Origin of the sequence: Parafrankia sp. EAN1pec (genome assembly GCF_000018005.1) — a bacterium.
Classification (GTDB): Bacteria; Actinomycetota; Actinomycetes; order Frankiales; family Frankiaceae; genus Parafrankia; species Parafrankia soli.
The window spans coordinates 7,479,470-7,500,119 of record NC_009921.1 but is presented as its reverse complement, the minus strand read 5'-3'; the positions used below and the strand labels follow the sequence as shown (position 1 = coordinate 7,500,119).

Annotated in this window: 22 protein-coding genes; 10 read left to right on the top strand and 12 right to left on the bottom strand. The window is 73.0% G+C overall.

The window, feature by feature from the left end; all coding sequences use genetic code 11:
• The first annotated feature begins 1 nt into the window (after position 1).
• Positions 2 to 301 (top strand): DUF1416 domain-containing protein, encoded by a 300-nt coding sequence (locus tag FRANEAN1_RS30605; protein ID WP_020463590.1) that lies wholly within the window; start codon positions 2 to 4, stop codon positions 299 to 301.
• A gap of 122 nt (positions 302 to 423) precedes the next feature.
• Here the strand turns inward: FRANEAN1_RS30605 and FRANEAN1_RS30600 are convergent, their stop codons facing one another.
• A complete protein-coding gene (locus FRANEAN1_RS30600) occupies positions 424 to 672 on the bottom strand; it encodes a hypothetical protein (protein WP_041254943.1) in 249 nt (82 codons plus the stop codon).
• Positions 673 to 844: 172 nt separating this feature from the next.
• A complete protein-coding gene (locus FRANEAN1_RS30595; protein ID WP_041254942.1) occupies positions 845 to 1,207 on the bottom strand; it encodes a DsrE family protein in 363 nt (120 codons plus the stop codon).
• 270 nt (positions 1,208 to 1,477) lie between these two features.
• On the opposite strand from FRANEAN1_RS30595, the gene FRANEAN1_RS30590 reads away from it, so the two are divergent.
• Positions 1,478 to 2,119: an FABP family protein gene (locus FRANEAN1_RS30590; RefSeq protein ID WP_020463586.1), complete on the top strand. Its 642-nt coding sequence runs from the start codon at positions 1,478 to 1,480 to the stop codon at positions 2,117 to 2,119.
• 55 nt (positions 2,120 to 2,174) lie between these two features.
• Here the strand turns inward: FRANEAN1_RS30590 and FRANEAN1_RS30585 are convergent, their stop codons facing one another.
• Both FRANEAN1_RS30585 and mshA read right to left on the bottom strand, forming a co-directional pair.
• Positions 2,175 to 2,669, bottom strand: coding sequence for a YbjN domain-containing protein (locus FRANEAN1_RS30585; RefSeq protein WP_020463585.1), 495 nt, complete (start codon positions 2,667 to 2,669; stop codon positions 2,175 to 2,177).
• 166 nt (positions 2,670 to 2,835) lie between these two features.
• Positions 2,836 to 4,140 (bottom strand): D-inositol-3-phosphate glycosyltransferase, encoded by a 1,305-nt coding sequence (gene mshA, locus FRANEAN1_RS30580; protein ID WP_020463584.1) that lies wholly within the window; start codon positions 4,138 to 4,140, stop codon positions 2,836 to 2,838.
• A gap of 239 nt (positions 4,141 to 4,379) precedes the next feature.
• On the opposite strand from mshA, the gene FRANEAN1_RS30575 reads away from it, so the two are divergent.
• Entirely contained in the window at positions 4,380 to 5,225 is an 846-nt protein-coding gene (locus tag FRANEAN1_RS30575) for a hypothetical protein (protein ID WP_041254941.1), read from the top strand.
• 6 nt (positions 5,226 to 5,231) lie between these two features.
• On the opposite strand, the gene FRANEAN1_RS30570 is transcribed toward FRANEAN1_RS30575, so the two are convergent.
• A complete protein-coding gene (locus FRANEAN1_RS30570) occupies positions 5,232 to 5,756 on the bottom strand; it encodes an O-acetyl-ADP-ribose deacetylase (RefSeq protein ID WP_020463582.1) in 525 nt (174 codons plus the stop codon).
• A gap of 84 nt (positions 5,757 to 5,840) precedes the next feature.
• Here FRANEAN1_RS30570 and FRANEAN1_RS30565 point away from each other — a divergent pair, with 84 nt between their 5' ends.
• A complete protein-coding gene (locus tag FRANEAN1_RS30565) occupies positions 5,841 to 6,338 on the top strand; it encodes a DUF1269 domain-containing protein (RefSeq protein WP_041254940.1) in 498 nt (165 codons plus the stop codon).
• A 69-nt stretch (positions 6,339 to 6,407) separates the two neighbouring features.
• Here FRANEAN1_RS30565 and FRANEAN1_RS30560 read toward each other — a convergent pair whose 3' ends face one another.
• The 4 genes from FRANEAN1_RS30560 to FRANEAN1_RS30545 all read right to left on the bottom strand — a co-directional run bounded on the left by FRANEAN1_RS30560 (position 6,408) and on the right by FRANEAN1_RS30545 (position 10,247).
• The gene (locus tag FRANEAN1_RS30560) at positions 6,408 to 7,361 is read right to left on the bottom strand and encodes an aldo/keto reductase (protein ID WP_020463581.1); all 954 of its coding nucleotides are present in this window, start codon (positions 7,359 to 7,361) and stop codon (positions 6,408 to 6,410) included.
• 97 nt (positions 7,362 to 7,458) lie between these two features.
• Entirely contained in the window at positions 7,459 to 7,929 is a 471-nt protein-coding gene (locus FRANEAN1_RS30555; protein ID WP_020463580.1) for a hypothetical protein, read from the bottom strand.
• Between the two features lie 41 nt (positions 7,930 to 7,970).
• On the bottom strand, positions 7,971 to 8,804 hold the full coding sequence (locus FRANEAN1_RS30550) for a helix-turn-helix transcriptional regulator (RefSeq protein ID WP_020463579.1): 834 nt from the start codon (positions 8,802 to 8,804) through the stop codon (positions 7,971 to 7,973).
• A 114-nt stretch (positions 8,805 to 8,918) separates the two neighbouring features.
• Complete coding sequence (locus FRANEAN1_RS30545) at positions 8,919 to 10,247, bottom strand: DUF349 domain-containing protein (RefSeq protein WP_041254939.1); 1,329 nt, start codon at positions 10,245 to 10,247, stop codon at positions 8,919 to 8,921.
• Between the two features lie 383 nt (positions 10,248 to 10,630).
• Between FRANEAN1_RS30545 and FRANEAN1_RS30540 the strand changes: the two genes are divergently transcribed.
• From FRANEAN1_RS30540 to FRANEAN1_RS30520, 5 genes are all read left to right on the top strand, one after another.
• Positions 10,631 to 11,575 (top strand): sugar ABC transporter permease, encoded by a 945-nt coding sequence (locus FRANEAN1_RS30540; RefSeq protein ID WP_020463577.1) that lies wholly within the window; start codon positions 10,631 to 10,633, stop codon positions 11,573 to 11,575.
• Positions 11,572 to 12,495: a carbohydrate ABC transporter permease gene (locus FRANEAN1_RS30535; RefSeq protein WP_020463576.1), complete on the top strand. Its 924-nt coding sequence runs from the start codon at positions 11,572 to 11,574 to the stop codon at positions 12,493 to 12,495. Before FRANEAN1_RS30540 ends, FRANEAN1_RS30535 begins: the two co-directional genes overlap by 4 nt.
• Positions 12,496 to 12,547: 52 nt before the next feature.
• On the top strand, positions 12,548 to 13,903 hold the full coding sequence (locus FRANEAN1_RS30530) for an extracellular solute-binding protein (protein ID WP_020463575.1): 1,356 nt from the start codon (positions 12,548 to 12,550) through the stop codon (positions 13,901 to 13,903).
• Positions 13,900 to 15,030 (top strand): ABC transporter ATP-binding protein, encoded by a 1,131-nt coding sequence (locus FRANEAN1_RS30525; RefSeq protein ID WP_157472846.1) that lies wholly within the window; start codon positions 13,900 to 13,902, stop codon positions 15,028 to 15,030. Before FRANEAN1_RS30530 ends, FRANEAN1_RS30525 begins: the two co-directional genes overlap by 4 nt.
• A 526-nt stretch (positions 15,031 to 15,556) precedes the next feature.
• Positions 15,557 to 16,906, top strand: a complete 1,350-nt coding sequence (locus tag FRANEAN1_RS30520; RefSeq protein WP_020463573.1) for a hypothetical protein — start codon at positions 15,557 to 15,559, stop codon at positions 16,904 to 16,906.
• 60 nt (positions 16,907 to 16,966) lie between these two features.
• Here the strand turns inward: FRANEAN1_RS30520 and FRANEAN1_RS30515 are convergent, their stop codons facing one another.
• Both FRANEAN1_RS30515 and FRANEAN1_RS30510 read right to left on the bottom strand, forming a co-directional pair.
• Positions 16,967 to 18,196 carry a folate-binding protein YgfZ gene (locus FRANEAN1_RS30515; RefSeq protein WP_020463572.1) on the bottom strand — a complete coding sequence of 410 codons (1,230 nt, stop codon included), beginning with the start codon at positions 18,194 to 18,196 and terminating at the stop codon, positions 16,967 to 16,969.
• A 7-nt stretch (positions 18,197 to 18,203) separates the two neighbouring features.
• The gene (locus FRANEAN1_RS30510) at positions 18,204 to 18,638 is read right to left on the bottom strand and encodes a transcriptional repressor (protein ID WP_020463571.1); all 435 of its coding nucleotides are present in this window, start codon (positions 18,636 to 18,638) and stop codon (positions 18,204 to 18,206) included.
• 404 nt (positions 18,639 to 19,042) lie between these two features.
• Here FRANEAN1_RS30510 and FRANEAN1_RS30505 point away from each other — a divergent pair, with 404 nt between their 5' ends.
• On the top strand, positions 19,043 to 19,780 hold the full coding sequence (locus FRANEAN1_RS30505; RefSeq protein WP_020463570.1) for a phosphoglyceromutase: 738 nt from the start codon (positions 19,043 to 19,045) through the stop codon (positions 19,778 to 19,780).
• Positions 19,781 to 19,934: 154 nt separating this feature from the next.
• Here FRANEAN1_RS30505 and phoU read toward each other — a convergent pair whose 3' ends face one another.
• A complete protein-coding gene (phoU, locus tag FRANEAN1_RS30500; RefSeq protein ID WP_020463569.1) occupies positions 19,935 to 20,579 on the bottom strand; it encodes a phosphate signaling complex protein PhoU in 645 nt (214 codons plus the stop codon).
• Positions 20,580 to 20,650 lie beyond the last annotated feature (71 nt).

Genomic DNA, 20,650 nt, shown 5'->3' with positions numbered 1-20,650 from the left:
CATGTGTGGCGCTACCAGTGGTGGACCCTCGGTGGAAGGAATCGACGTGGCCAAGGAGACCGTGATCCAGGGCGTCGTGGTGAAGGACGGGTCGCCGGTCTCGACCGGCTACGCCCGGCTGCTCGACTCCGGCGGCGACTTCACCGCGGAGGTGCCGCTCTCGGCGACCGGCCAGTTCCGTTTCTTCGCCCGCCCCGGCGAGTGGACGGTCCGCGCGCTCGTCCCCGGCGGGAGCGGTGAGCGCAAGGTCGTCGCCCGGCAGGGCGAGCCGGTCGACACCCAGGTAGACGTCGCGGCCTGACCTCGTCTGACACTTCTGGGTATCCGGCTGGCAGCTGGGTGCCGAGGAATCGCCTCCCCGGGACCCGGCTGTTACGCGTGGGGCGCCATCCCATGTGGGACGAGTGTGGCCCGGAGTGGTGGTCAGCTTGTGGCCTGGCGCGGGGCGGGAAACTTGGCGGCGGGCTCGGCGCCGTCCACGACGCCGAACGGGATGCTGGTGGGGACCGCGAAGGCCATCGGGCCCACGGTGAAGTGACGCAGGTCGTTGTCGACGGCGAAGGTCGCCGCGGCGCTGCGGTCGGGGAACGGCGCGACCACGCGACGGACCGTGTGCCGGCCCGCTCCCTCGAACTGCACCACGGCGAAGAGCATCTCGGACTCCGGCATCATGCGATCATGAAAGCGCATCCCGGCGTTCCGGTGAACGCGCCGCGTCGTGTGCTGTCAGTGGTCTGCCGTGCGCGTGCAGAAGTAGCGCGCATTCTCGGTGCACACGCACCGCTCATGTGCAGGTACGTATAACGCGGACGTCAGCCACATGCGGACGTCGGTGGAGCGGACGTCAGTAGACGAGCGCCTGGACGTCGTCGGCGAGCGCCTCGCTCACGAAGACGGCCGCCCCGGCGATGCGGACCCCGGGAATGACGTCGTCCGGGCCGATCGACCGGCGGGCGGCGCACTGCGTGCACAGGGTCACCCGGCCGGCGGCGAGAATCGCGTCGAGAAGATCGTTCAACGGCGCGGCCTCCGGCAGTGAGAACTCCGCGGCACGCCCCGGGAGCGCGAACCAGGCCGATTCGCCGGTGAGCCACAGGGAGACATCCACGCCGGACGCGACGGCCACCGAGGCTACGGTGAAAGCCTGGGAGCAGCGTTCCGGGGCGTCGGCGCCGGCGGTCACCTTGACGAGCAGCGAACGGGTCACCCGTCCAGTGTGCCGTGCCGGGCCGCCGCGGGCCGGCGGCTGGTAGCTGGTAGCTGGTGGCTGGTGGCGGACACGCACCGGCCAGGTGCGGTACGGGGCAGGCGTTACGGAACGCGTCGGGGCACGGCCTAGGCTGTGGTCCGTGCTGCACTACTTCATGAGCGGCCTGCTGGTGGCCATGGCGATGCTGATCGCCTGGTTCTCCGGCTACGCCGTCTACAAGCTGTACGGAGGCCAGCGCTGAGCGGCCGGGCGAGAGGTGGCAGGCAGATGGGGGCGGACGCGACCGGCGACACGGCGGCACGCGGCGACAGAGCGGCACACGGCGACACCGCGAGCGGCGGAGCTACCGGCGGCACGGCCGGGAACATCGCGACGGTCGACCTGCACCCGAGCCTGCTGCCGCTGGCGTTCCTCGTCGGGACCTGGCGCGGCGAAGGCGTCGGCGGCTACGAGGGCATGGAGTCGTTCCACTACGGCCAGGAGATCACCTTCGCGGCGGACGGGCGCCCCGCGCTCGGCTACGTCTCGCACACCTGGTGGGCCGACGAGCCGCGGGACGGCCGCGAGCCCGGCAGCCCGATGGCCACCGAGACCGGCTTCTGGCGGGTCCAGCCACCGGCCACCGAGCCCGGCCCCGACGGGAAGGTGAACGGGAGCCCGGTCGTCGAGGTGATGCTCGCCCACCCCTTCGGCATCGCCGAGATCTACGTCGGGACGGTCACCGGAACCAGGATCGATCTCGACTCGAACGTCCTGATCAGGACGGCCACCGCCCGGGAGGTCACCCGGTCGGTCCGGCTGTACGGCCTGATCGAGGGCGGCGACCTGGCGTACGCGATCGACATGGAGGCCGGCGGCAAGCCGCTGCAGTCCCACCTCTCCGCCCGCCTGCACCGCTCACCGTCCTGACCCGGCACCGGCCGGGTTGCCGGCCGGTCGGGGCTGTCTGCCGGCGGCTGGGGCGTCAGGTGGGGCGGGGGGCGGTGCCGGCGTCGGCGGCCAGCCTGGCGCGCCAGGCGCGTTCGCGCTCGATGGCGCCGGCGAAGCCGAGCGCGATGGCCGGGTCGAAGTTGTCGTCGGCGTAGGAGCCGACGCAGCCGAGGAGGCGGTCGACCTCCTCGGCGGTGACCGCGGTCAGCGAGACCTGGCCGGTCAGGAAGATGTCGCCGACGGGGTCGATCGAGAAGTGCACGCCGTAGGTGCGGGCGTTCCGGCTGAGCAGGAAGCCGTAGGTACCGGCGGCGTTCTCGGCGGGCGCGCGCATGAAGAACGCCTCGACGAGCAGCGTGTGGTCCTGGACCACGAGCCAGGTCATGGTGCGCAGCTTGTGCTCGCCTTCGAGCGTGACCAGGAAGGCGCCGGTGTCGGGGTGCTCGTAGGCCACGCCGAGGTCGTCCAGGGCGGTACTGATCAGCTTGTCGAGCCGTTCGCGTTCCGCGCCGTCGATGGGTGCCGTCATGCGCAGGGACCTCCCCGTTCGTGGTGCCGGTCAAGCCGGGCAGGCGCGGTGACGCCGAGCCCGGCCGAACCCGCCGTCGGCGACGCTAGCCGACTCGGCGACGGAGGGTACGCCCGAGTGGCTGGTCCGCCGAGCGGGTCGGCGGTGACCGGCTCGCCGGGGCGGGTCAGACGGCGACGGCCGCTGGTGAGATCGCCGCCTGGTAGCTCGCGAGGACGCCTTTCGCGGTCGCTGTCCAGCCGAAGCTCGCGGCGCGCAGGCGGGCGCCTGTCGACAGGTGCCGGCGCCAGCGTTCCTCGGTGAGGATGCGTTCCAGGGCGTCGGCGTAGTCGGCGGGCTCCCAGCCGTGGACGAGGACTCCGGACGTCCCGTGGGCGACGGCGGTGCGCAGGCCGCCGACGGAGGCGGCCACCACGGGGGTGCCGCAGGCCTGGGCCTCGACCGCGACCAGGCCGAAGCTCTCGCTGTGGCTGGGGACGACGACCGCTGTCGCCGCGCGGTACCAGTGGGCGAGCTGCTCCTGGGGTACCGGCGGCTGGAAACGGACGATGTCGGTGATGCCGAGTTCGGCGGCGAGCTTGACCAGAGAGTCCGGGCGTTCGAGCCCGGAGCCGCTCGGGCCGCCGACGACGACGACCGCCAGCTGTCCGCGGCGGTCGGGGTCGCGGTGGATGAGTTCGGCCGCGGCGGCGAGCAGGACGTCCGGTGCCTTGAGCGGCTGGATGCGTCCGACGAAGAGGAGGAGCTGGGTGTCGGGGTCGAGGCCGACCCGCTTGCGGGCGGCCCGGGGGTCGCCGGGGCGGAAGACGTCAAGGTCGACGCCGGGGGCGACCACGTCCACCTTGCCCGGCGCCGCGCCGTAGAGCTGGGTGAGGTGGCGGCGCTCGGTGTCGGTCGACGCGATGAGCCGCGTCGCCGCCTTGATGATCTCCTGCTCGCCCTGGACGCGCGGTTCCGGCTCGGGGCGGTCGCCGTCGGCGAGAGAGGCGTTCTTGACCCGCGCCAGGGTGTGGGCCGTGTGCACCAGAGGCACGCCCCACCGGCGGGCGGCCGACAGCCCGACCTGCCCGGACAGCCAGTAGTGCGAGTGGACGACGTCGAACCAGCCCGCTGCGTGGCCGGCCTCGGTGCGCAGGACGTCCGCCGTGAAGGCGCACAGCCAGGCGGGCAGCTCCTCGCGGCCGATGTCCTCGAACGGGCCGGCGGGCACATGCCGGACGATGACCCCGGGGGCGATCTCCAGGGCGGGTGGGAGCCGGCTGCTCACGGCCCGGGTGAAGACCTCCACCTCGGTGCCGAGCGCAGCCAGCTGCCGGGCGAGCTCGATGACGTAGACGTTCATCCCGCCCGCGTCGCCGGTGCCGGGCTGCTCCAGGGGCGACGTGTGCATCGACAGCATCGCGACCCGCGAGGCTGGCTTCGGCCGGGCTGGTTCGGGATGTTCCGGCGGCGCGCCTCCGACCAGATGCACCAACCACCTCCACAGGCAGATCTACCCGACGACCGGCGCCAAAGCGGTTCAACACCGGGCGGTGGCCGTCCTATGCCCGCCCGGCACACTCGGTACGAGCTTGTATGTGCCCGGACCAGGTCGTCGCCATCCGACCGACTCCGCACCACAGCGACGCTGCACCACAGCGACGCTGTGCCAGTGCGACCCGGCATGACGGCGACCGTGTACAACAGCGTGCTTCGTGGTCGAGTTCTCCGATGGGGGGTGTGAGGGGTGTGACAGTCGCGCGGCGGCCGCCGAGGCTGGCGGCGGGGCGGGCGCGGGCGCTCGGACTGCCCACCCGGGGCACGACGGCGCCGAACCGGCTGCGCCGCGTCGACCGGTGGCTGACCTCGGCGGCCTGGTCGGCGTTGCGCGCCGCCGAGGACCCGCTCGTGGTCGACCTCGGGTTCGGGTCGTCGCCGGTCACCACCGTCGAGATGTACGACCGGCTGCGGCCGGTGCGGCCCCACCTGCGGGTGGTCGGGCTCGAGCTGGACCAGGGGCGGGTGGCCGCGGCGGCGCCGGCGGCCCGTCCGCCGGGGCTGGCGTTCGCGCGCGGCGGCTTCGAGCTCGCCGGACTGCGCCCGGTGGTGGTGCGGGCGATGAACGTGCTGCGCCAGTACGACGAGGAGGCGGTCGGCGCGGCGTGGGCGGCGATGGCCGGTCGGCTGCAGAACGGCGGGCTGCTGGTCGAGGGGACCTGCGACGAGATCGGCCGACGGGCGTGCTGGTTCGCGGTCCCGCCCGGCGGAGTGCCCCGGACGCTGACCCTGTCGGCACACCTGCCGAGCCTGGCCCGCCCGTCCGACCTGGCGCCGCGGCTGCCGAAGGCGCTGATCGCGCGCAACGTGCCCGGTGAGGACGTCCATGACCTGCTCGCGGCGTTGGATCTGGCCTGGGAGCGGGCGGCTCCGCGTGGTCCGTTCGGGCCACGTCAGCGCTGGATCGGCGCCGTCGAGCTGCTGCGGCGGGACGGCTGGTCGGTGCTGGACGGCCCGCGCCGGTGGCGCCTCGGCGAGCTCACCGTCGCCTGGCCACCCCGCCCGCCGCGGACGTCCTGAGGCGCTTCAGCCGGTCGTGGCGTTCTCGAGGGCTTCGTTGAAGATCCGCAGCATGGCCTGGTCGAACAGGACGAAGCGGGCCTCGGTGACCGAGCTGGGGGTGGTGAGCACGGTGGTCACGGCGATGCCGGCGGCGTCGCGGGCCGGCCAGCCGTAGGCCCCCGCGCTCACCGCGGGCAGCGCGAGGGTCCGGGCCCCGATCTCGTCCGCGACGGCCAGGGAACGCGCGTAGCACGACCGGAGCAGGTGGGACCGGTCCTCGTGGGGGGTGTGGACCGGCCCGACGGTGTGGATGACGTGCTTCGCGGTGAGCCGGCCGGCGGTGGTCGCGACGGCCTCGCCGACGGGTAGCCCGCCGGGCAGGGCACCGGCCCGAAGACGGCGGCAGGCGGCCAGGATGTCGGGTCCGCCGGCGGCGTGGATCGCCCCGTCGACGCCGCCGCCACCAAGCAGCGACGATTTGGCGGCGTTGACGATCGCGTCCACGGCCTGGGTGGTGATGTCGCCCTGAACTAGCCTCACCGTGACCATGCGGACACAGTACCGAGACCAGAGTGGGCCTCTCGCGGGAATGTCCGTTTGCCAGACGTCAACGGCCTGCGATGCGATGGAGGCGTGGCGGAGTTGGTCGTATTCGGGTTCGACAGCAGGCGCCAGGCCGAGCAGGTCTGGGAGCTGGGTCGGCGGCTGTCCCGGCAGGGGCTGGTCGACCTGGCGGACCGGGCGGTCGCGTGGCGCGAGGACAGCGGTGCGGTGCACGTGCGGCACGGGGCACGGCGGATCAGATCGGCGGCGGTGGGCGGCGCGGCGTGCGGGGCCACCGTCGGTGCCGTCTTCCTGGCCCCGGTCGTGGGCCTGGCGATCGGCGCCGGCGGCGGGGCGCTCGCCGGCCGGCTCCTGATGGCCCAGGCGATGGACACTGGCATGATCCGGCGCATCGCCGGCCATCTGCAGCCTGGCCGTGCGGCGGTGTTCGCGCTGGTCCGCGAGTCCCGGCCGGCGGCGATCGCGGCGCTGCGCGAGTACCATCCGATGGTGATCAAAACTTCGCTGCCCCGGGAGCGGGAGGAGGCCCTGGCCCGCGCCCTGCGCTTTCAGCCGAGCCCGGCCTGAGGCGCCAGGGCCCCGAGCCCGGCTGAGGAGTCAGGCTCCCGATCCGGGCCGTCGAGCGGGCCCGAGGTGTCAGGCCCCCGGGCGGCGGGTGGGAGCGATCTTGTCGAGGACGGCGAGGTCGTCCGCTCGGGGCTGCCACTGGCCGGCCGCGGCGTTCGCCCGGACCTGCGCCGCGCTCGTCGCACCGGCGATCACGGAGGCGACCGCGGGCTGGGCGGCGAGGCCGCCGATCGCCACGTCCAGCAGCGAGCGGTCCCGCTCCCTGGCGAAGGTCTCCAGGGTCTCCACCCGGTCGAACAGGTCGTCGGTGAGCTCGTCCTGGCGGCCCGCCATCCGGGTGCCGGCCGGCGGCGCCTCGTCGCGCAGGTACTTGCCGCTCAGGATGCCGTTCTCCAGCGGGAAGTAGGGGATGACCCCGATCCCGTACTTGAGGGCGGCCGGCACCAGCTCGGCCTCGACGTCCCGGACGAGCAGGTTGTAGTGGTTCTGGGCAGAGATGAACCGGGTGGTGCCGGACGCCCGTGCCGTCCACTCGGCGTCGGACACCTGCCAGGCGTCCAGGTTGCACGAGCCGACGTAGCGGACCTTGCCCTCCTGGACGAGCTCGCCGAGCGCCTCCAGCGTCTCCTCGACGGGGGTGAAGGCGTCCAGGTTGTGGAGCTGGTAAAGGTCGAGGTAGTCGGTCTGCAGCCGGCTCAGCGACCCCTCGACCGCCTTGCGGATGTAGCGGCGGGAGGCGCGCGCGTTGAAGTCCTGGCCGTACATGCCGCCCATGTCGTTGCCGACCTTGGTGGCGAGGACGACGTCGTCGCGCCGGCCCCGGAGCACGTGCCCCAGCAGGGTCTCCGAGCCGCCCTTGTTCCCGTAGGTGTCGGCGGTGTCGAAGAAGTTGATCCCGGAGTCGAGGGCGGCCTCGACGACGGCACGCGTACCGGTCAGGTCGACTCTGGACCCGAAGTTGTTGCATCCCAGCCCGACGACGGAGACCATCAGGCCCGAAGATCCCAGGGGGCGATAACGCATGCCCTTAATACAACACGCGCACCACGAACCGCCAGCAATCAGGGTCTGGGGTTCGCGGTGCGCGCAGATGTGGTGTTGATTTTTTGTTCTGCTGTTTTCAGTTCGGTGTCGCGGCGTCGCTGACGGCGCGGCCCGTGGCGGTGGCCGCCCGGCGGGTGGAGGTGCGCGCGGCCCGCGTCTGGCTGACGGCCGTCTTCGTCTGCTTCACCGCCTCCTCCGTCGCGGGGCTGCGCCGGATGCCGGCGACGCGCTTCTCGCCCCGGCTGGCGAAGGAGTTGTAGAGCTGGGTCGCCCGACCCTGCAGGTCGGAAATCTGCGACCCGACGGTCACCGGAAGTGCGAGGACGGCCGAGCCGACCTGGACGGGTACCTTGGCCGCCTGGGCCGGGATCTGGCTGACCCGGTCCGAGATGCGCCGGACCTCTGTCCCGTAGGCCGTGGGAAGCGTCCGGAGCTTCTCGACCGCGAGATCGGCGGCGCCGACCGACGCGTACAGGGGCTTGCGAACATCGGAGCTTGCCGTGGGCGTGTCGCTCTTCGTCTTCGTGCCGGTGCGGGCGGTAGCCATGTGATCTCCTAGCGATCTCCGCTGGTTGTGATGGTGTTGGGTCAGGTGTTTGACGGCCCCGCGGGCGGGGTCCGGGTCGTGGTGGCCTCGCCGGCACCGTCCTCCGGTGCCACCGGGGCGCTCTTCGTACTGCTGCTACGCGGGCCTCGCCGGCCGTCCCCCGCTTTGCGGGTCGCCGCGCGCCGCGTCGTGGACGTCGGCTCGCCCGCCGTGGCGGCGGTCTTGTGTCGGGTCGTCGCGGGCCTGGTCCGCCCGGCGGGCCCCGGCCCGGCCCCGCCCGGGGCTTTCCCGCCCGGGGTGGTCTCGCCATGCTCGGCGGCAGAGGCCGTGCGGTCCATGCCCGACGGGGATGCCGTCGAGCCCGAGGCGGATGCCGCCGAGCGCGGCGCGGGTGCCGCCGAGCGCGGCGCGGGTGCCGCGGAGCCGGGCTCGGTGTCGGTCAGAGCGTCGGCCGCGGTGCCGGCCTCGACGTCGGCTTCGGTGTCGCCGGCCCCTGCCGCGGTCGCCCCCCGCGCGCCGGGGGTCAGCCCGGCGAGCGCGTTCTCCCGGCGGAACGCGTCGTAGATGTCGACGATGACCTGCTTCTGGCGTTCGGTCAGCGTCTCGTCGGCGTGGACGGCGGCCAGCAGGTCCTCGCCGCCCTCGCGTTCCTCGAGGATGCCGGCCTGCACGTAGAGGACCTCCGCCGAGATGCGCAGGGCCTTCGCGATCTGCTGCAGGATCTCGGCCGAGGGCCGGCGCAGGCCGCGCTCGATCTGGCTGAGGTAGGGATTGCTCACCCCCGCCTGGCGGGCGAGCTGGCGCAGTGAGATCTGCGCGCCGCGCCGCTGCTCGCGGATGAAGTCGCCGACATCCCGCACATGGATAGCCGCCACGGCCGTCGTCGACCTCCACAGGAACAACCGGTCAAGAGGAGGTCGACGATACGGGCTGATGCTAGCTGTGGCAAGCGGGCAGTTAGCGCAGTTGGGTCATTCGGCGCGCCGCGGTCAGCTTCCCTTCTCGGCCTGCGCCAGCCAGGCGCGCTGGGTCGTGAGGGCGTTCTCGGTCTCGGTGATCTCGCGGGCCCGGCCGGCGGCGCGGGCGCGCTCCAGCTTCGCCTCGAGCTTCGCCACCGACTCGCGCAGCTTCGTCAGGAACGGGGACTCGGCGATGTCACGACGGTCCCAACGGGCGTCGGAGGCATCGCGCAGCTTGTCCCCGATGGCGTTGAGCTGGCGTTCCAGGCTGCCGACCGCCTCGCGGGGCACCCGGCCGATCGCGTCCCAGCGCTCCTGGATCTCGCGGTACCGGCGCAGCGACCGCTCGACGTCGACGGGATCGAGCGCGGCGGCCTCGACGAGCAGCTCTTCCTTGCGGGCCTGGTTGGCGATCTGCTCCGCGTCGCGCTCGGCGTTCACGGCGTTGCGCCGGCTGAAGAAGCCGTCCTGCGCGGCCCGGAACCGGGCCCACAGCTCGTCGTCGACGTCCTTGGCGGCCCGGCCGGCCGCCTTCCACTCGACCATCAGCGCGCGGTACCGCGCGGTCGTCGGGCCCCAGTCCGTCGAGTCCGCCAGCGCGACGGCCTCGGCGATGATCGCCTCCTTGCGCTCGCGTGAGCGCGTGCGCTGGGTGTCGAGCGCGGCGAAGTGCGAGGTGCGGCGGCGGGTGAACTCGTCGCGGGCCGCGGCGATCCGCCGCCACAGCGCCGAGTCGGTCCGCTTGTCGACACCGGTGATCGCGCGGAAATCGTCGCCGATGGTCCGGAAACGCTCGCTCGTCACCTTCCACTCGGAGCTGCGGGCGAGCTGCTCGGCCTCGGTGACCAGCTCCTCCTTGGCGGTGACCGCGGCGGCGACCCGGCGGGCCCGCTCGGCGGCGAGCTCCGTGCGGCGGGTGTCCGTGGCCGCCAGGACGGCGTCGAGCCGCGCGGCCAGGGCGTCGACGTCGCCGACGACCGAGGCCTGGGCCAGCCCCTCCCGCAGCCGGCGGGCGCTGCCGGCGATGCCGCCGGGGTCGACGCCGCTCACCGTCAGCCGCCGCTCCAACAACACCACCTCGGCGAGGAGGTCGTCGTAGCGACGGCGGAAGTGGGCCAGGCCCTCCTCAGGGCTGCCCGCGCGCCACGAGCCGACCGCGCGCTCACCGTCGGCGGTGCGCAGGTACACGGTGCCGTCGGCATCCACCCGGCCCCAGTCGTCGCCGAGTTCGTCCCGCCCGCCGGAAGGTCCGTCCCCGTCATGGTGGTGGGCGGGCCCACCAGGTCCGGTGCCGTGGCGTCCGCTGTCATCGCGGTCGCCGTCGCTGCGGTCACTCATCGCGTTCCCGAAGATCGACATCAAGATGCCTGTCATTGTTGCAGGCATCCGGCCGGAAGGGGACCGCTGGCGGCTATCGAATGAAGAAGGAGGTTCGCCGAACCTGCCCGCACCGGTGTTGCCCCCGGGCGTGTCGGTGCGCGTCGGCCGCCGGGACGCCGCCGGGACGCCACCGGGGATGTCACCGGGATACGACCAGGACGCGGCCAGGGCGTCGCCGGATACGACCGGGATGTCGCTGTCGCGGGTGCCTGGCGGTGTGGCCGCGCGGCGCGAGCGTCGTCACCACGGCGCGGCTCTGTCCGGTGCGTCATCAGGCGCTGGCCGTAAAAGACGTCGGGCGTTCATCTTTTCCCGCCCCCGGTGTGTGCGGACCGGTCGCCGTCGGGCCAAGATGCGTAACCGTGGCGCAGGGGACTAGAACCGGGCGGGACGGCTGGCGGGCGGCCGCGCTGTTGACGCCCGCCTTTGTCGGGCTGTGCGTGTTCGTCATCGGCCCGGCGATCGTGTCGGCCTTCGTCGCCGGCACCGACAAGAACCTCACCGGCCCGGACTTCCACTGGGTAGGGACGGCGAACCTGCGCGAGGCGCTGGCGGACCCCGATCTCGGCCAGGCCGTCCGCAACACGCTGGTCTACTGCCTGTTGACGGTCATTCCGTCCGTTCTGTTCGGCCTGTTGCTGGCACTCGCGGCCGAACGGGTGACCCGCGGCCGGGCGGCCGTCCGATTCGCGTTGTTCCTGCCGGCGAGTGCGAACATCGTGGCGATGGCTGTGGTCTTCCAGTACATCTTCGACAGCAGCCCCGACGGGCTGGCCAACACTCTCGTCGGATTCGTCGGCATCGATCCGGTGAACTGGCTCGGTGACCGCGCCACCGCTCTCCCGGTCGTCGCGCTGGTCGGTGGCTGGCGGCTGACCAGTTTCGTCTTCGTGGTCTATCTGGCCGGCCTGACCGCGATTCCGCGCTCGGTGTACGAGGCGGCCGACGTGGACGGCGTCCGCGGGCTCGCCCGGCTGCGCCACGTCACGCTGCCGCTGCTGGCCCCGACGACGGTGTTCCTGGGGGTGTTCGTCACCGTCCTGACGTTGCAGACGTTCGAGACGGTCGCGGTGCTCACCGATGGCGGGCCCCTGGACTCCAGCACGACGATCATCTACTACATCTACAAGGTCGGTTTCACGGGTTCGTTCCGGATCGGCTACGCATCCATGATCGCCCTGTTGCTGCTGGTCGCGGTGGTGCTCGTCGGCGCGGCGGGAGCGCTGCTGGGCCGACGCGTCCGGATGGCCAGGCAGCTCGACGGCATGGGCGCCGAGGATCCCGTCGCCGAAGGAGGCCGGTCATGACCAGCGAGGCGGCGAGCCCGCGGCACCGCGCCGGTGCCGGCCGGGCGCCCGGTTCGAAGCGTTCGGCAGGCGCCGGGCGGCGCGCCGTGCCGTTCTGGTCGCCGCTGTCGGCGGCGGGCCGGTTCGGGTTCCTCGCGGTCGGTATCACCGCCGCGCTCCTCCCGTTCGTCTGGATGCTGCGCACCGCGGTCGGCCCGCCGCAGAACGCCCTGCGGCTCTCGGCGAACCCGATCCCGTCCTCGGTGGGCTTCGGGGCGTTCGAGAACGCCTGGCAGGCGGGTGATCTAGGCCCCGCGCTGCTGACCGGGATCGGCGTGAGCCTCGCCGTCCTGGCGCTGCAACTGCTCACCGGGATCCCGGCGGCGTACGCGTTCGCCTGGGTGCCCTTCCGGGGGCGCGGGCTGCTGTTCGGCGTCGTGCTGGCCACCCTGCTCGTCCCGCCGCAGGTGACCGCCGTGCCGAACTACGTCACGATCTCGGCGCTCGGGTTCGCCGACACCCGGGTGGGCCTGGTGCTGCCGTTCATGACACAGGCCGCCGCGATCTTCCTGCTCCGCCAGTACATGTCGACGATCCCGGTGTCGGTGCTCGAGGCCGCGCGGATGGACGGCCTGGGGACGCTGCGCACCCTGCGCACCGTCGTCGTCCCGCTGAGCATGCCCGCGATCGCCACGGTCAGCGTCTTCAGCTTCCTGCTCTCGTTCAACGAGTACCTGTGGCCGCTGCTCGTCGCCCGCTCGCCCGACATCGCGACACCCCCGCTCGCGCTCGCCGGGCTCGCCACCAGAACTTCCGCGTTCCCCGACTTCACCCAGCTCGCCGCGGGCTCGCTGATCATCAGCCTGCCCACCCTCGTCGTGTTCGTTGTCGCCCAGCGCCGGTTGACGGCTGGTATCACCGGAACCGGGCTCGCGGCGTGACCCGCGAGCGGCAGCGGCTCCCGAACGGCAGAGGCTCCCGAGAGGAAGATCCGTGATCCGATTCCGACGCGCGGTGCCGCTCGCCGTGGTGGCGGCGCTGTTCCCGCTGGCGGCCTGTGGCGGAGGCGGCTCGACGCCGGCCAGCCCGGGGGAGGGCCTGCGCCCGACCGCGCGCACCGCGGCCGCCGGCGTGGACGACGTCGAGGGCGCGAAGGCGTCCCCGCAGTGCGCCGCCCAGGTGAAGACGCTGCGGATGTACGCCGTGGGGAACCTGAACGACGTGGCGAAGTCCGGCAAGGCGTACATGGAGAAGACGCATCCCGGCCTCACGGTCGAGATCGTCGCCACCGCGCCCAACTATGTGGCGCTGGTGCAGCAGCTCAGCGCGGACCGCTCAGCCCACCAGCAGGTCGACGTCGCGGTCGCCGGCTTCGACGTGCTGCCGGTCTTCGCCGACCAGCTCGGCGCGCAGGAACTCTCCCCGCGGCTGCTGCGGGCCTCCTACGACCAGCGGATGGTCCCGCTCGGCCAGGTCGGCGGCCGCCAGGTCGGCATCCCCCAGCAGGTCTCGACGCTGACGCTGGCCTACAACCTCGACATCCTCGAGAAGGCCGGGGTCGACCCGAAGACGCTGACCACCACGGACGGTGTGATCGCCGCCGCCGACAAGATCAAGGCGTCCGGGCAGGACGTCCAGCCGATCGACATCCCGACCGGTCAGCAGTTCGGGCAGTGGGCGCTGAACACCCTCGCCAGCTCGAAGGGCGCGCCGATCCAGGACGAGGCGGGCCGGCCGCGGCTGAACAGCCCGCAGGCGCTCGAGGCCGCCCGGTTCCTGGCGAAGGTCGGGACGTACGGGCCGCAGTCCGACGACCCGACCAACCAGGGCCTGCTGCGGTTCGGCATCCGCAAGCAGACCGCGATGACGATGGTGACGGTCGCGGCCCTCGCGGGCGGCCTGAAGTTCATCCAGGACCAGGGGGCGCAGGGCTTCCGGGCCGGCGCGGTGCCGTTCCCGACGCTGCCGGGCGGAAAGCAGGCGCCGGTCGCGGGCGGCAACGCGCTGACCGTGCTGTCCACCGACCAGTGCCAGAAGGAGATGGCGACCGAGCTGGTCGTGTCGCTGCTGGCCCCCGACGTCGTGGCAGCGAGCACCGAGGCGCTGAGCTACCTGCCCGTGGACACCGAGGCGCTGACCCGGCTGGAGCCGTTCTACCGCCAGTACCCGCAGCTGCTGCCGTTCAACGACCTCATCCCGTCGCTGGTCGCGCCTCCGTCGTGGGGTGGCGCGCGCGGCGGCGAGCTCCCGACGGCCCTGTCCGACCAGGTCGTGCGCATCATGACCGGGGCGGATGTCGACAAGACCCTCGCCGCGGCGCAGGCCGAGGCCGAGACCCTGACCCGGTGACGGCGAACCCGGTGCCGGCGAGCCCGGTCACCGCGACCTCGGGGGCCCGGATCGAGGCGGTGGGCATCAGCCGGGACTTCGGCTCCGTGCACGCCCTCGCCGGGGTCGACCTGGCGATCGAGGCCGGTGAGATCGTCGCCCTGCTCGGCCCATCCGGGTCGGGCAAGTCGACGCTGCTGCGCATCCTCGCCGGGCTGGACGCGCCGACCTCGGGTGACCTGCGTTTCGACGGCGACAGCCAGCTCGGCGTCCCGCCGCACCGGCGTGACGTCTCGATGGTCTTCCAGCACTTCGCCCTCTACCCGCACCTGTCCGCGACGGACAATCTCGTGCTGGCCCTGCGCTACGGGCGCGGGATGTCCAAGGCGGCGGCCCGGGAGCGCGCCGCCGAGACGCTGCGGATGCTCGGCATCGCCGACCTCGCCCGGCGGCGCCCCGCCCAGATGTCGGGCGGGCAGCGCCAGCGGGTGGCGATCGGGCGCGCGCTGGCCACCCGGGCCCGCGTCGTCCTGCTGGACGAGCCGATGTCCGGGCTGGACGCGAAGCTGCGGGTGGAGCTGCGGGTGGAGATCGTCGGCCTGCTGCGCCAACTGGGCACCACCGCTGTGTTCGTCACCCACGACCAGGCCGAGGCGATGGCGGTGGGCGACCGGGTGGCGGTGATGAACCGGGGCGCTGTCGAGCAGATCGGCACCCCGGACGAGATCTACGACCTGCCGGCCACCCGGTTCGTCGCGACGTTCGTCGGCAGCCCGCCGATGAACGTCTTCGAGGGCACCTGGGCGGACGGCATCCTGCGCGGACCGGGCTTCTCCGCGCCGGCACCCGCCGCCGCGGTCGCCGTCGGGGTGCGGCCCGAGCACCTGCGGCTCGGCGACTCCGCCGCGGGCGTGGGCGTGGGTGACGGGTTCCGGGTGAAGGGGCACGTCGTTGTCGCCGAGCGGCTCGGTGCGGAGCGCACCGTCTATGTGCGATCGGCGGCCGGAACGCTCGGGGTGCGGGTGGCGGCCCAGGTGCGGGTCGCGCCCGACGAGCCGGTCACGGTGACCGCGCCGGCCTCGGCACTGCTCTGTTTCGGCCCGGACGGCCGGTCGCTGCCGATCCCCCCGGCGCGCCAGCCGTCCTGACCACCACCGCTGACCTGCACCTCAGGACCTCCGGAGTGTTCCTCCGGAGGTCCTTTGTTGTTTCGTGGGTGTCCTGAGGCCCAAGTCCGGACCTTGGAGAGTTCGGACCTTAGACCCTGGCCGGCGCCTGTCGGATGGCTGATGCTCATTCTGGGGCAAAGGCGGCTGTGCTCCGACCTGTGCCTAAGACGGATCATCCCCGTGGCCCCGGCCGGCAGCCCTCGCGCGGGTGCCGGCGACGGGGCCGCCTCGGCCGGCCCCGGGCGCGAGTGCCCGTCCGCGAGGCGGGCGGAGCGCGGGTGGACTTGTCCGGCCCTGTGCCGCATCTGGCGCCTACGGGACGATGCGGGCATCGTCGCACGCGCTTTGGCGAGCGAACCGTGCAATCACGTCGCTGAAGTGGTCCGTGCGTTACCTCTTCGCTCACAACGCACTCTCCATCGCCCTGGGACACGAAGATGTCGCGACATAGCGTTGCTAGCTGGTCACGCAAGCGACTGTGTCAGCGACTAGAGGAGAGACGTCGATGCTGACGGACAATGCCCACGCCTGCACCCATCCCCTCGCCTTCGTCCGCGCTCAGCGTGGGTGGTCCTACCAACGGCTGGCACGCGTCGTCGCGCGTCGGGCCCGAGATCTCGGGGTCGCGAACATGGCCGCCGAGCGGCAGAAGGTCTGGCGCTGGGAGCACCGCGGTGTTGTGCCGGACCGGGTCTCCCAGCTGGCGCTCGCCGCCGAGCTCGGGGTCCCGACCGACCGGCTGGAGTCCCACCCGTGGCCGTCCTGGCTGCCGACCGGTGACGCCGTGCGCACGGAGTACCCGTGGACGGCCTCGGGCAGCGTCACCTCGCTCATGGACGTCGTCGAGGACGCGCTGACCGACCGCCGCGGCTTCCTGACCATCACCGGGCCCGGTGTCGCGTCGCTGTCGTCGGAGTGGCTCGGCCTGGAGCCGGCCCGGCTGCAGGTCGCGCTCGCCGGCGGCCAGGTGGACGAGCAGATCGTCAACCGGATCGAGCACAACATCCCCGGCCTGCGGGTGATGGACGAGCGTCTCGGCGGGGAGAGCGTGCGGCGGCTGGTGGACGCCGAGCTCGGCGTGGTCGCAGACCTGCTCGCCCGCGGCTCCTACACCGAGGCGATCGGCCGGCACCTGCACCTGGTCGCGGCCGAGCTCGCCCGGTTCGCCGGCTGGGTCTCCTTCGACGCAGGCTTCCAGACCGCGGCGCAGCGGTACTGGGTGACCGCGCTGCACGCCGCGCACGCCGCGGGGGACCGGATGCTCGGCGCGAACGTCCTGAAGAACATGTCGCTGCAGTGCGTGGACTTCGCCCGGCCGCGTGAGGCGGTCGACCTGGCGGAGGCCGCGGTCGCCAGCGCGCGGCGGGCGACCGGCCGGGTCGCGGCGATGCTGCAGATGCGCCGGGCCCGCGCGCACGCCGCGCTGGGCGAGGCCAGCGCCTGCGCCCAGGCGCTGGCCTGCGCCGAGGCGGCGTTCGTCGAGGCACGCGCGGAGGACCCGGCCTGGTCGGCCTACTTCGACGACGCCGAGTACCAGGCGCAGGTCGGCAGCTGCTACATCGACCTCGGCCACCTCGTGCACGCCGATCGCTGGCTCGAGGGCTCGCTGGCCATCCACCCGCACGAGCGCACCCGGGACCGCGCGACCTACCTGTTGCGGCGGGCCGCCGTCCAGATCGACCTGGGCAACCTCGACGGCGGGTGCTCGCTGGCGAAGGAGGCCCTGCCGATGCTGGAGGCGACCCGGTCGAAGCGGAACAGCCGGCGTGCCGACGAGGTCCGGCGGCGGCTGCGCCGGCACTCGTCGGACCCGGCCGCGCGTGAGCTCGACCAGGTACTGGCCCGCACGGCCTGAGTAACCGGCGGCCCGCCGGTCATCCCGGCGGCCGCCGGACAGGCGGGCGGTGGCCGCCGGTCAGCCTCCGGTGTGCGGGTGCAGCAGGCGCCCCGCGGGACGGGTCGGCTGCTCCGGGCCGGCCTCGGGGTCGATCGTCGCCGCCACCTGGGCGCCGTCGGGGTCGGTGACGACGAGCACTGCGTCCGCCGGAAGCGAGCGCTTCACCACGGCCAGCGCGATCGGGCCAAGCTCGTGATGCATCTCGGACGCCCCGACGAAGCCGACCGCGCGACCGCCCGAGGTGACCGGGGTACCCGGAGCCGCGACGGCGCCGTCCAGGTGCAGCAGCACCATGCGCCGAGGCGGGCGACCCAGGTTGTGCACCCGGGCGACGGTCTCCTGGCCGCGGTAGCACCCCTTGTCCAGGTGCACGGCAGCCGGCAGCCACCCCACCTCGTGCGGGATGGTGCGGTGGTCGGTCTCCCGGCCCAGGCGCGGCCGGCGCGCGGCGATCCGCAGCGCCTCGAACGCGCTCAGGCCGGCCGGGGTGGCTCCGGCGCCCACCAGCTGGTCGGCGATCGTGGCGAGATCCGCGCGTGCGACCAGCAGGTCCAGCCCGTAGGGCATCCGGCGGATCAGGGGGGCCGGGCCGCCCACGGCCGCGCCGGTGGCGGTCGGGTCGGTCGTGGCCGCCGCGCGGGTGACCGGGTACGGGCCGGTGGTCACGGCACCGGCCGCGGTGGGGGAGCCCGCGGCGGCAGTGCCCGCGGCAGGACCGCCGCCTGCCTCGCCGGGGACGGCGGACGGCCCGAACACGGCCCGGGCGACGTCGGCCGCGCCCGGGCCGAGCAGCGACAGGACGGCCGTCTCGGCCGTGGCGTCACCCGGCTCGACCCGGAGCATGAACCGCATCGACTCCAGGAAGGACAGCAGCCGCGGCGCGCTCCCGGGCTCGACGTCGATCCAGGTGGCGGTGCCGTCGTCGGCGAGCACCAGGTGGTGCTCGATGTGGCCGTGCGGGGAGAGCACCAGTGCCTCGGTGCCTCGCCCCGGGGCCAGCTGCGACAGGTGCTGCGAGGTCAGACTGTGCAGCCAGGTGAGCCGCTCCGGACCGGTGACGCGCAGCACGCCGCGGTTGGAGCGGTCGACCAGCACCGCGGTGGTGACTGCCCGGCGCTGCTCGCGCAGCGGATCGCCGTAGTGGGCCGCGACCGTCGCGTCCGGCTCGGGGGCCGCGACCGCTCCGGGCCGCGCGAGCAGCGGAGACGGGGCCGGTGCCGGTCGGAGGGCCTGCGTGTCGGTGCTCATGCCAGGTCTAACGCCTTCCGGCCGCTGTGCACTCCGCGCACCGGCCCGCCAGTGTGAGGTGATCCATGTCGACGGTGAAGCCCAGCTCCGCGCGCAGCTCGCCGACGATGCCCGCGAGCCGCTCGGGCGAGATCTCCAGGATGGCCCCGCAGGCGCCGCAGACCAGGTGCACGTGCGGGTCGACCCCGGTGACGTGGTAGGTCGGCGCGCCGTGCGAGAGGTGCGCGTGCGAGACGAGGTCGAGCTCCTCGAGCAGGTCGAGGGTGCGGTACACGGTGGAGATGTTCACCCCGCTGGCCGTCTGCCGCACCTCGTGGACGATCGCCTCCGGGGTGGCGTGGCCCAGCCGGGCGACGGCCTCCAGCACCAGTTGGCGCTGCGGCGTCAGGCGATACCCGCGCGCCCGGAGCCGTGTGTGCCAGTCGTCGACCTTGGCCGCCATGGAGAAAGTCTAGGCCCCGCCGGGCGGATCCAGGAGGGGCGGACCACGCCGTGCTGCTCGCGGAGCGCCCGCGGAAAAAACCGTTTGCGATGGCGGTCGGCCCGCGCGTAGCGTTCCCTGTACACGAGAAGGGAGGTGGTCCAGGCTTTGTATGCACATAGGACTCGTGAGGTGACTGTCCGCTAGCCGGTCTCGTGGTCCTCACCCCCTGCCGGGTGGCCCTCGGGCACCGGCACCGGCGAGTACCAGGCAGACACCCGACCCCCGGGTGCCGTCGTTAGTCCCGACGGCCCGTCCCGCCCTATGCGGGGCGGAGCACCCGGGGGTCGCTGCGTTCCCGGCGGTGCGTGTGGACCAGCGGAGGACACTGGCCGAGTACCGGGCCGAGCGGGCAGGATTCACCTATGCCGACGCTCGTCCTGCTCCGCCACGGCGAGAGCACGTGGAACCGTGAGAACCTGTTCACCGGCTGGGTGGACGTCGATCTGTCCGAGAAGGGCCTCAAGGAGGCCACGCGCGGCGGGGAGCTGCTCCAGGAGGCGGGCGTCCTGCCCGACGTGGTGCACACCTCGCTGCTCACCCGGGCCATCCGCACCGCGTGGCTCGCCCTGGACGCGGCCGGCCGCACCTGGGTGCCGGTGCGCCGCAGCTGGCGTCTCAACGAGCGGCACTACGGCGGCCTGCAGGGGCTGAACAAGGCGGAGACCCTGGCGAAGTTCGGCGACGAGCAGTTCCTGCTCTGGCGCCGCTCCTACGACACGCCGCCGCCGCCCATCGAGCCGGGCCAGCCGAGCGGCGTCGACGAGCGGTACGCCGACCTCGCTCCCGATGTGATCCCGCTCACCGAATGCCTGCGCGACGTCGTTGTCCGGATGCTGCCCTACTGGTATGACTCGATCGTCCCGGACCTGCGCTCCGGCGCGACGGTGCTCGTCACGGCGCACGGGAACTCGCTGCGGGCGCTGGTCAAGCACCTCGACGGGATCTCCGACACCGACATCGCGAACCTGAACATCCCGACCGGCATCCCGCTGCGCTACGAGCTGGACGACGATCTCAAGGTGCTGGACTCGGGCTATCTCGACCCGGCCGCGGCGGAGACCGCCGCCGCGGCCGTCGCGGCTCAGGGCAAGAAGAAGTAGTCGCCGGGCGGGCGGCACGGGCCGCGGCGCGGCGGGACACCGGGCGGTGCGGGCGGGTGGCCGAAGGCTGGGAGCTGGCAGCCGAGCGCGGGGGCCGAGCGCGAGGGCGGGTCGTCGAAGGCGCGGGGCGGGCGGCGAGAAGGCGGGCGGGTCGTCAGCCCGCCTTCTCGCCGGTGACCAGGTAGATCACCCGGCGGGCGACCGACACGGCGTGGTCGGCATAGCGCTCGTAGTAGCGGCCGCACAGGGTGATGTCGATGGCGGCCTCCATGCCGTGGGTCCACGGCTTCTCGATCAGCACGTGGAACAGGGCTCGGTGCAGCCCGTCCATCGCGTCGTCGTCGGCCTCCAGCTCCTTGGCGAGCTCGGCGTCCCGGCTGGCGATCACCGAGCCGGCCTTGGCGACGATGCGCTGCGCGACCTGGCCCATCTGCAACATCGTGGCGTGCAGCTCGGGCGGGACCGCCCGCCCGGGGTAGCGGCGCCGGGCGACCTTGGCCACGTGCAGGGCGAGGTCGCCCATCCGCTCCAGGTCGGCGACGATACGCAGCGTGGTCACCATCATCCGCAGGTCGGTCGCGACCGGGGCCTGCCGGGCCATCACATCGAAGGCCCGCTCCTCGATCTCGTTGCGGAGCAGGTCGACGGTCTCGTCCGCGCTGATCACGTTCTCGGCGAGCTGAAGATCGGCGTCCAGGAGCGAGGTGGTGGCCCGTGCCATCGCCGACGCGACCATGCTGGTCATCTCGATCAGCGATTGGTTGATGCTTTCCAGTTCTTCCTGGAAGACGTCCCGCACAGACGGCTCCTTACAGCTAGGGGAGGTTCGGAGCACCATTCGATCACAGTCGTTCGGTGGTCCTCGGGGGT

Excerpts from the sequence above, each read along its gene's own strand:
- FRANEAN1_RS30605 (WP_020463590.1), top strand. The coding sequence starts at position 2 with ATGTGTGGCGCTACCAGTGGTGGACCCTCGGTGGAAGGAATCGACGTG.
- FRANEAN1_RS30575 (WP_041254941.1), top strand. The coding sequence starts at position 4,380 with ATGGGGGGTGTGAGGGGTGTGACAGTCGCGCGGCGGCCGCCGAGGCTG.
- FRANEAN1_RS30510 (WP_020463571.1), bottom strand. The coding sequence starts at position 18,638 with ATGGCGGCCAAGGTCGACGACTGGCACACACGGCTCCGGGCGCGCGGG.
- FRANEAN1_RS30570 (WP_020463582.1), bottom strand. The coding sequence starts at position 5,756 with ATGGTCACGGTGAGGCTAGTTCAGGGCGACATCACCACCCAGGCCGTG.
- FRANEAN1_RS30555 (WP_020463580.1), bottom strand. The coding sequence starts at position 7,929 with ATGGCTACCGCCCGCACCGGCACGAAGACGAAGAGCGACACGCCCACG.
- FRANEAN1_RS30600 (WP_041254943.1), bottom strand. The coding sequence starts at position 672 with ATGATGCCGGAGTCCGAGATGCTCTTCGCCGTGGTGCAGTTCGAGGGA.
- FRANEAN1_RS30560 (WP_020463581.1), bottom strand. The coding sequence starts at position 7,361 with ATGCGTTATCGCCCCCTGGGATCTTCGGGCCTGATGGTCTCCGTCGTC.
- FRANEAN1_RS30535 (WP_020463576.1), top strand. The coding sequence starts at position 11,572 with ATGACCAGCGAGGCGGCGAGCCCGCGGCACCGCGCCGGTGCCGGCCGG.
- FRANEAN1_RS30520 (WP_020463573.1), top strand. The coding sequence starts at position 15,557 with ATGCTGACGGACAATGCCCACGCCTGCACCCATCCCCTCGCCTTCGTC.
- FRANEAN1_RS30505 (WP_020463570.1), top strand. The coding sequence starts at position 19,043 with ATGCCGACGCTCGTCCTGCTCCGCCACGGCGAGAGCACGTGGAACCGT.
- FRANEAN1_RS30515 (WP_020463572.1), bottom strand. The coding sequence starts at position 18,196 with ATGAGCACCGACACGCAGGCCCTCCGACCGGCACCGGCCCCGTCTCCG.
- FRANEAN1_RS30545 (WP_041254939.1), bottom strand. The coding sequence starts at position 10,247 with ATGTCGATCTTCGGGAACGCGATGAGTGACCGCAGCGACGGCGACCGC.
- FRANEAN1_RS30590 (WP_020463586.1), top strand. The coding sequence starts at position 1,478 with ATGGGGGCGGACGCGACCGGCGACACGGCGGCACGCGGCGACAGAGCG.
- FRANEAN1_RS30585 (WP_020463585.1), bottom strand. The coding sequence starts at position 2,669 with ATGACGGCACCCATCGACGGCGCGGAACGCGAACGGCTCGACAAGCTG.